The organism is Heyndrickxia sp. NPDC080065 (assembly GCF_050281185.1).
In the GTDB taxonomy this organism is placed as follows: domain Bacteria; phylum Bacillota; class Bacilli; order Bacillales; family Bacillaceae_C; genus Heyndrickxia.
In genome coordinates, this window is the sequence record NZ_JBNNWS010000030.1 from 35862 (window position 1) to 44271 (window position 8410).

Genomic DNA, 8410 nt, shown 5'->3' on the forward strand with positions numbered 1-8410 from the left:
CTTTACCTGGGTTTGAAGTACATCCTGGAGCTAAATTGCCAATGATCTACCTCATTACACGAGTTTGAAGTACATCTTGGTACTAAATTGCCAATGATCTACCTCTTTACCTTTGTATGAAGTACATCTTGGTGCTAAATTGCCAATGATCTACCTCTTACCTGGGTTTGAAGTACATCATGAAACTAAATCGCTAAAGAAGTTTCTCATTATCTGCAAGATCAGCAAAAAAAGCGTACATTTAAAAATGTACGCTCAAACTTCCCAATCATCGAGTGAATTTACTGCAAAAGTCGGTTGTTTTTCCTTTTTCAATAAAGCCTCTTTTGTTGTTACTCCAGTATGAACGAGGAGCGTATCTATCCCTGCATTTATTCCAGCTAAAATATCAGTATCGTAAAAATCTCCGACCATCATTGTTTCTTCCTTTTTCGTTCCTAGGAAAGTTAATGCTTGGTTCATAATGATTGATTCAGGTTTTCCAATAAAGATGGGTTCAGTTTGGGTCGATACAGTAATAACAGATGTAATTGAACCGTTGCCAGGTAAGAATCCTCTTTCTGTTGGAAGGGCAATATCAGCATTAGTTGAAATGAATGTCGCACCACTTCTTACAGCGAGACATGCTAAGCTAAGCTTTTCATAGTTGATTTTGCGATCGATTCCTACTACCACAAAATCAGGATGCTCATCTGTAAACTGGAATCCTTTTTGTTTTAATGCCGTTTTTAATCCTTCTTCTCCTATTACATATATTGTCCCATTTTGATTTTGTTCATATATATATTCAGCAGTAGCCATAGATGTTGTAAAAATTTGATTTTCTTCAACTGGAATGTCAAATTCATTCAATTTCTTAGCTACCTGCTCAGGTGTTCTTGATGAATTATTTGTTACAAATAGATACGGGATATTTTTTCTCCTTAAACGTTGAATAAAATCGCCTGCTGCATCTATTTTTTCATTTCCCCGATACATCGTACCATCTAGATCAATTAAGTAGCCTTTATATTTTTTCAAGGTTCTTTTCCTTTCTCATCTTATTTATACAATAAAGCAAAAACGCCTTCTCAAAAAGAAAGCGTCATCTAATTTTTAAATGCAGAAACTGGTCCAAGCTCATCTTCTAAATATTTTCTTACACGAGGAACAAAATCCATAATAGCTTCAATATTGGCTAAAAAGCTTGCCCTAATCTCTTCATGTTGGATATGAGTATAATCCTTCACCAAAATTTTGCGAAGCGCTACTACATTAATAAGACTTTTTGACATTTCCTCAGTAATTACTTTTTCATCAAGAAGAATATCAATAATATCCTCATAACTTCCTGGATCTCTCATTATGAAACCGTCTATTATCGAGTTACCTATGTCCAAAATTGACTCAATAATTGTATGTACTACTCTCTCGAGAGCTGCTTTCTCAATCTCAGTTTCCCAACATTCTTGAGTTTGTAAAAGCTGAATTTGTTTTTCCATATATTGTAATGTTGCTTCGATTTTATCACGATCTACAAAATACACAGCTTAAGACATCCTTCCATTTTTCCTTTTTCCATCCCTTATTATTTTATCATACCTGTCTCACTATTTCTTGAATTCACATATAGTTAATTATTATTGCTAAAGATTAATTAACCTTTTTTAACACATAATAAGGTTAATCCCTGAAAAGGAAGTGTGACTATGGATGAAAAACTTGAAAATATAGATAAAGAAGATATACCTTATACAGATGTATCTACAGTTGAAACTAGAAAAAATTTTATTTTTCCGGAAGATTTACCTGAAGGATCTTACGGTGCACCTCGAGGAGCCGATGAACCTGTACAAGGAAAATCAACACCGTGGAAAAAAGGACAGCGCCCACATAGTGCTTTCAATTATGAATTTAAATCCTTCCATCAGGATCTGCCGAGAGAATATCCTGGTGCACATCCAACACATGATGATGACGAAGTGAATCAAGAACCGCCATATGAAGAAAGTAACTAGCCCCTTTTTACAAGCTTATATGGAGACGATTCATCGTCTCCACCATTTACCATTATGAAATTAGAATTCTTCTAATAAGGTGGTGTGAGCAGAGCAAAGCTGAATTAATTCTTTATGCCATTTCAATTACAATTTTTCTTTCGTTGTAGATTATAAATCAGTTAGCGACGCTCCGCCCCTTTTCCTTTTAGGGGCTGTCATTAAATCTTTTTTGCAACAAAATAGGCACATCCGAAATTACAATATTCATACAAATATTCGGTTAACGTACTTATTTTTGAATCAAATGTAGCTTTTGGATTTTCATCATCAAAGAAGCCTTTTAATCTTAATTGACCATACCCCCAATCCCCTACAATATAATCATATCTCGATAAAATATCACTAAATCGATTTCGAAATGCTTCTTCATTGTAACCATCTCGAAAATCTTTTATTATCTCGTACGTCTGATTATTAATATTAATCATTTTTCCACCTCTCTTACCGTTAAACATCTCCATAATTAAATTATAACTAATTCCCCATCAATTACTAAGAAAAAAATTAATTTTCAAGTGCAATATAATGAATAGGAGGTGTTTATATTGCAAAAAAAACTTATCACCGCAACACTTTTAGGCGCTTCTTTACTAACAGCATGCGGAATGAATACTAATAAAAATGTTGCCGAAACGCCCGGAGTTTATAAGCAAACCGGTAATACCATTAATAAACAAAACGAAGAAGATTTATATAACCCTGAAAAAGTTGACACACATGCAGAACGATCAAGGGAGTTCGGCTATGTTAGGCAAGTAAAAAGTCCTGTTCCGAATAAAGATATTAACTATAAAGGTCATACAATCAATAGAGAGCAAGTTGCAAATTCAATAAGTAAAATTGCTGTAACGATCCCAAGAGTCCATGATGCTGCTGTACTTGTAACAGACGAGGAAGCATTAGTTGCCTACAAAACTGACGCAAAAGATAAAAAAGGGAGATTTGAAGTTGCAGATCAAGTAAAGAAAACGGCAATATCTGTTCTTCCGAGATGGTTTCATGTTTATGTTACAGATGATCCTGCATTAAGGCAAGATGTCGAAAATATTGCTTATATGGACGCAAGCTCTGCTAACAGAGAAGATGTTATTAAAGGAACCGTTAAGAGAATGCTGCAGCGTTCTCCTCAGGGTCGAAAACTTAGCGATGGTGCAAACGCAAATGGAGAAATGATGAATGAAACGAATAAACAAGTAAAAGACCAGAATGAATATCGTATGCAGTATGATAAAGGGACACTAAAATAATAGTTCTTAAAGACTTAAGGATAGAGGGACGAGATGGAAAGAAGTCGGTATCACAGCCGATTTCTTTTTTCTTTAGGCTCCTTTCTAATATTTTTTTTATTACCAGTATTTGATATTAATGAAACAGAGGTTCTAACAAATACTAATTTTTAGAGATATGTGATGGTAATTTGAATTAACGTATAGTGCTTTTAGCTAGATAAATTAAAAGGAGGCAAAATAAGTGCGTATTGTTTTATGTTCACTTTTATTGCTTTCATTCCTGTCTCAAACATGTTTTGCAGCTTCCAAAACAATGTCTGAAGAAGAAAGCTATAAAAAACGAATGGAATTATATAAAAGAGTTGAAACAGTAACATATATACCATGGTATTATATTGCTGCTATCGATCATTATGAAAGAAGCATACGCTCTATTAGAAGAGATTTGCCTAAAGCAGAGGGATTGACGGGTATCTATTTTAAACCTGAAATATGGACGGGCTATATGAACCCTGAAAGAGATGATACAGACCCTCTTTCTATTCAATTTTTTGATGGAATTGGTGTTGATGGGAATGGCGATGGCAATGCGAGTCAAAAGGATGATGCAGATATTCTTTTCACATTTGCCAACCATATACTTAATTATGGTGTGGATGAAGATCATTTTCGAATCGCATTATGGAATTACTATAAAAGAGATAAAACAGTTAGTATCATTATGGAAAAAGCAAAGCTTTATAAGCATTTTGGCCGGTTAGATCTTAATAAAAAAACATTCCCGATGCCTCGTGGATATAATTTTTCTTATCACAGTACTTGGGGCGATTCTAGAGGCTGGGGCGGCCGTAGAATTCACGAAGGAACAGATATTTTTGCTGGTTATGGAGTTCCTGTTCGTTCAACCAGTTATGGGATTGTTGAAATGAAGGGCTGGAACAAATACGGTGGTTGGAGAGTAGGAATCCGTGATATTAACAATACGTATCATTATTTTGCTCATTTAAACGGTTTCTCAAAAGATTTAAAAGTTGGGCAGATTGTTGAACCAGGTACTCTCATCGGAAGTGTCGGAAGCACAGGATATGGACCGCCTGGAACGTCGGGAAAATTCCCTCCTCATTTACATTATGGTATGTATAAAGATAATGGACGTACAGAATGGTCCTTTGACCCCTATCCATATTTAAAACAATGGGAACGTTTAGACAGAAAGAGAGCCTCAAGGAGATGACCTGAGGCTTTTTACATATTCATTTATTTTTTTCATTTTCTAACTGGATAGATGGAGGTGATTCATTCCCATTTCCACTATTATACAAAGGGACATCACCTTTATAAACTCCCCCTGGTAATGGAATGGTTTGGTCATACTCAGTTATTTTCGAGGAAAATGGGATAATCGTTTGAACATTGACTTTTACTTGAATGGATAGCTTCACATGTGTACTGTTAATCCCCTTTTCTTCAGTATCATAATCCATATTTACTTTGGTATCTCCGATTACATGAAATTTAATAGGAATATCAGGGCCAAGATTCCCAAGTAGTACATTATTCGTTGCTCTCCCCAGTGGTATGGAATAAACGAGTTCTCCTGAATCTTTCTTGTAATTTGCATAATTTAAGTCTTGAATATCTCCTTCCTCTGCTCCATTTAAATATGATTGGACTAATTGTTGTACTTCAGCTGTAATTTTATTTAATACTCCTGGCTGAAACTCAACATATGAAACATTTCCTTTTTCATTAAGAACTACTTTTAGTATCTCATTAATATCTTTTTTTGCTATTTCTTCAACTGCATAATTTACTGCATTTGCAGCTATTTTCTGATTTTGGCTTTCAGCATATCGAACCAATATTGGTTTTATTCCTTTATTAACAATCCATAGGCCGCCAACAGTGGAGAAAATAAAAAAGACGAAAGTTAAAAGAATAACATAACGCAATGGAAGCGGACCCCGCCGGGATTTATGCGGACGAAATTTTACCAAAAAAATCCCCCCTTACAAGCTATGTGTATGCTTGTAAGAGTAGATCTAGGTCAAGAATTTAGATCATTTTTAAAAGTGCTTCTTTGCCAATCATTCCAGTCTTAATGCCTATATTTTCTGCTTCAAATGTAATAGATTCAAGTGGTGCGTCTAGCAGCTGATCAATCGTTTTTACACCTACAGCTCTTCCAGCAATGATCTTTCTTGACCCTAACTTCTCATTTAATAATCCTACATCCAGTGCACCACACATGATATATCCGTTATCATTAGAGACTGTGAGTAAAGTTGTCTTTGGAAGCTGTACGGTTGTAGCGATAAACGTATGCCCATCTAAGATGATAGGTGTTAATGTAACCATAATCATCCGCCCTTTCATATTCTAATCAGATGAAAATTTACTTCTATTGCATCTGTATGAAGCGGACAAAAAATAGTTGCACGTTTTTATTTTCCGTATTCCTTCCTAAACTTCCATGCCATGACATCACGTAAAAACTCCGGCATGAAATATTGCTTTTTAGCAGTCAAAAACTCAGGAAAAAAATGTCCAAACGTATACATGTCAACGGTTCCTAATCGATATATTTCCTCTTCTTCAAGAGGACTTCCATTAATGTATAACCGTTGTTCGATCGAATGAAAAGTAATATTATGATAAACAAAGTTTCCTAATATTGTCCCTCTAAACCCTAAACCTTTTAATTCGAAAGAGGGCCACTTTGAATCAAATGTTTGAAAAATAACTTTTTGTAATTCTGCTCCATTTAACTCCACTATACATGGGTTAATCGGATGTGGAAGAATTTTATGAAGATCATATTTCGTTACGATTCCCTTTTCTAAATCATCAAGAACTAATCCTGCATTAATAAATGCACAATCAGCATCACACCATTCTTCAATTGCCTCACAAAGTATTTGTGGGAGTGGTGATGCTTTAAACCATTCTGTAGATAGCTTCACCGGTAAATTGACTACCTCTTGATAAAGCATTTTCTTTCCTTCATCATAAAACGAGGCGATTTCGTTTTTCTCATTTAAAGGTGAAGGTAAATTCCTCGTCTCGTACAATTTTGCTTGTTTATCTATTACATCATGATTATCAGAGCTTACTTTTAATCTAATATACCCTACAAAATTTCCGTGCTTCCCAGCCGCCCCTAACAACGTGGTTCCACCATGATCAATGTGTTTGCCTTGTTGAAGGATATGGTGGGTGTGTCCGCCTAGGATAATATCTATTTCTGGATAAAGCTTCGCTATTTTTTCATCATCGTGAATTCCTAAATGGGAAAGTAATATGAGTATGTCAGATTCATTTTTTAGTTGTTTTATTTGATTACTCAATTCCTTAAATGGTTCTACAAGATCCCATCCAAGAATCCCATATAGCTTTTTAAAATTAGCTGTAACAGCAGTTACCCCTATTTTCACCCCGCTTTTTGTTTGATACATTCGATATGGCAATGCCCAATTAGGTCTGCTGCCGTCTTTCTTATATAAATTAGCAATAATGACATCAAAATCTGCATCAGTGTATAATGAATCTAAATCATCGTAGGGTAATGTAATCCCTTCATTATTACCGATTGTTACCGCAGTATATCCTACTTCATTTAAGAGATGAATATTCCCTTTGCCAATTGTTGCCTCAGTAAATGGATGCCAGCGATCCACATGATCACCTATATCAAAAAGAAACACTTCTTCACCATTTTCTTCATGTTCCTTCTTTTTACTCAATAAAAATTCTCTAATTCTTGGCCAATTTTCAAAATGACTATGTACATCATTCGTATGAAAAATATGGATGTTTTCAAACATAAATAACTCTCCCATAAAATACATCTATTTTTTATATCTAAATTTAGCTTACTATCATCCGCTATCTTCCATGTATTTTAACATATTTATATGGGTTATATGTTTTCTCAATTTTGTTTCTATTTGTTTGCGGAATTTTTTTCAGATATGCTTTTAAATTCAAGCTTATTACTGCACAAATACGCAGCAAAGAAAAGAAATAAAAAAATTAAAAAATCAAAAATAGAAGGCCAACCTTTTGGGTCGTAAAATTTCATCCAAACAAAAATCTTCATTACTCCAAAAGCTGAAATTACTCCTAATAACGCACCTTTAAGAAGAGGATTCGCTTTCGGCTTAATTTGAAGAGCAAACATTATTGCCACTGGGGTTAAAGAAAAGTGATAAGGAAGAAGTAATTTTGATCCAATCGGTATAAATTTCATAGGATATGTCCACGTACCTACGGAATCTGTAATCAAATCAATAATTACTGAGATAATGATGGTTATAAATCCACCTATAAGAAGTCGGCCTGTACTATCTTTTTTTCTAAAAATAATCCAAATAACCCAAGGCAGAATAAATAACATAATTCCCAACCACCACTGCCATGTATATAAAAAGTCATGTACAACCGCATGTGAGATTATTTTATCTCCCTCAAGAACCTGTTTATAGCCCTTTTCAGATTGTTTTATGCCCTCGTTAAAATTCATGCTAAAGTCCAGCTCCTTAATCATACGAATACAATACTCTCATATAGGTAATTGTGAATGTTTTATATTCATTAATATTTGCAATCCACTTGCTTTTTATCAACAGGCAAAAATATTTTTTTAGATATAAAAGTTAAATATGAGAAATACATGCACAAGATGCAAACTTAAAACATAAACTAATCTAAAATTTATTTTTGAAAAGAGTTGTGACTATGCCAGTAATTATTGGAGCTTCACAAATCGTTAATGTTAATGGAGGAATTGCAGATTTTGGGGATGCAGCTTGGATTTCTCCTAAAAGCGCTGCAAAAACTGCTACTGGTTCAGGTTCAACTAATACGGGAGCACTATTTGCGGTGAATAATGCCTTTAGTATCAACACCACATTTGATAATAGTCTCATTGATGAGCCAATTGCCGGGAATTCCTAGATTATTATGTATATTAACACCCTAGAATAAATGCTTTATTTTCTAAGCATTTATTTTAGGGTGTTATTGTATCCTTTAAGATATTATAAAAAATCGAGTAGAGGGAAAATAAAGTAATTTATTTTCGCCCCTCTCACAACACCGTACGTACGGTTCGCGTATACGGCGTTTCAATTTATATTACAG

11 protein-coding genes are annotated in these 8410 nt (G+C 34.4%); 4 read left to right on the forward strand and 7 right to left on the reverse strand.

Features of this window, described 5'->3' with window-relative positions:
* Positions 1–255 precede the first annotated feature (255 nt).
* On the reverse strand, positions 256–1020 hold the full coding sequence (locus ACQKP0_RS24110; protein ID WP_427408353.1) for a TIGR01457 family HAD-type hydrolase: 765 nt from the start codon (positions 1018–1020) through the stop codon (positions 256–258).
* A 68-nt stretch (positions 1021–1088) separates the two neighbouring features.
* The gene (locus ACQKP0_RS24115; RefSeq protein ID WP_427408354.1) at positions 1089–1526 is read right to left on the reverse strand and encodes a DUF86 domain-containing protein; all 438 of its coding nucleotides are present in this window, start codon (positions 1524–1526) and stop codon (positions 1089–1091) included.
* Between the two features lie 162 nt (positions 1527–1688).
* Here ACQKP0_RS24115 and ACQKP0_RS24120 point away from each other — a divergent pair, with 162 nt between their 5' ends.
* Positions 1689–1997: a cytosolic protein gene (locus ACQKP0_RS24120; protein WP_427408355.1), complete on the forward strand. Its 309-nt coding sequence runs from the start codon at positions 1689–1691 to the stop codon at positions 1995–1997.
* A 200-nt stretch (positions 1998–2197) separates the two neighbouring features.
* Here ACQKP0_RS24120 and ACQKP0_RS24125 read toward each other — a convergent pair whose 3' ends face one another.
* On the reverse strand, positions 2198–2467 hold the full coding sequence (locus ACQKP0_RS24125) for a YutD family protein (RefSeq protein ID WP_427408356.1): 270 nt from the start codon (positions 2465–2467) through the stop codon (positions 2198–2200).
* A gap of 108 nt (positions 2468–2575) precedes the next feature.
* On the opposite strand from ACQKP0_RS24125, the gene ACQKP0_RS24130 reads away from it, so the two are divergent.
* Entirely contained in the window at positions 2576–3286 is a 711-nt protein-coding gene (locus ACQKP0_RS24130) for a YhcN/YlaJ family sporulation lipoprotein (RefSeq protein WP_427408357.1), read from the forward strand.
* Between the two features lie 223 nt (positions 3287–3509).
* Positions 3510–4502 carry a M23 family metallopeptidase gene (locus ACQKP0_RS24135; protein ID WP_427408358.1) on the forward strand — a complete coding sequence of 331 codons (993 nt, stop codon included), beginning with the start codon at positions 3510–3512 and terminating at the stop codon, positions 4500–4502.
* A gap of 19 nt (positions 4503–4521) precedes the next feature.
* Here ACQKP0_RS24135 and yunB read toward each other — a convergent pair whose 3' ends face one another.
* From yunB to ACQKP0_RS24155, 4 genes are all read right to left on the reverse strand, one after another.
* Complete coding sequence (yunB, locus tag ACQKP0_RS24140; RefSeq protein WP_427408359.1) at positions 4522–5265, reverse strand: sporulation protein YunB; 744 nt, start codon at positions 5263–5265, stop codon at positions 4522–4524.
* Between the two features lie 58 nt (positions 5266–5323).
* Entirely contained in the window at positions 5324–5626 is a 303-nt protein-coding gene (locus ACQKP0_RS24145; RefSeq protein WP_427408360.1) for a YunC family protein, read from the reverse strand.
* Positions 5627–5712: 86 nt separating this feature from the next.
* Positions 5713–7092 (reverse strand): bifunctional metallophosphatase/5'-nucleotidase, encoded by a 1380-nt coding sequence (locus tag ACQKP0_RS24150; protein ID WP_427408361.1) that lies wholly within the window; start codon positions 7090–7092, stop codon positions 5713–5715.
* A gap of 119 nt (positions 7093–7211) precedes the next feature.
* Positions 7212–7790 carry a CBO0543 family protein gene (locus ACQKP0_RS24155; protein WP_427408362.1) on the reverse strand — a complete coding sequence of 193 codons (579 nt, stop codon included), beginning with the start codon at positions 7788–7790 and terminating at the stop codon, positions 7212–7214.
* A 215-nt stretch (positions 7791–8005) separates the two neighbouring features.
* On the opposite strand from ACQKP0_RS24155, the gene ACQKP0_RS24160 reads away from it, so the two are divergent.
* The gene (locus ACQKP0_RS24160; RefSeq protein ID WP_427408363.1) at positions 8006–8224 is read left to right on the forward strand and encodes a spore germination protein; all 219 of its coding nucleotides are present in this window, start codon (positions 8006–8008) and stop codon (positions 8222–8224) included.
* Positions 8225–8410 lie beyond the last annotated feature (186 nt).

Bases quoted from the DNA above. Each gene is read 5' to 3' on its own strand.
- ACQKP0_RS24120 (WP_427408355.1), top strand. From the start codon at position 1,689: ATGGATGAAAAACTTGAAAATATAGATAAAGAAGATATACCTTATACA.
- ACQKP0_RS24125 (WP_427408356.1), bottom strand. From the start codon at position 2,467: ATGATTAATATTAATAATCAGACGTACGAGATAATAAAAGATTTTCGA.
- ACQKP0_RS24145 (WP_427408360.1), bottom strand. From the start codon at position 5,626: ATGGTTACATTAACACCTATCATCTTAGATGGGCATACGTTTATCGCT.
- ACQKP0_RS24150 (WP_427408361.1), bottom strand. From the start codon at position 7,092: ATGTTTGAAAACATCCATATTTTTCATACGAATGATGTACATAGTCAT.
- ACQKP0_RS24155 (WP_427408362.1), bottom strand. From the start codon at position 7,790: ATGAATTTTAACGAGGGCATAAAACAATCTGAAAAGGGCTATAAACAG.
- ACQKP0_RS24160 (WP_427408363.1), top strand. From the start codon at position 8,006: ATGCCAGTAATTATTGGAGCTTCACAAATCGTTAATGTTAATGGAGGA.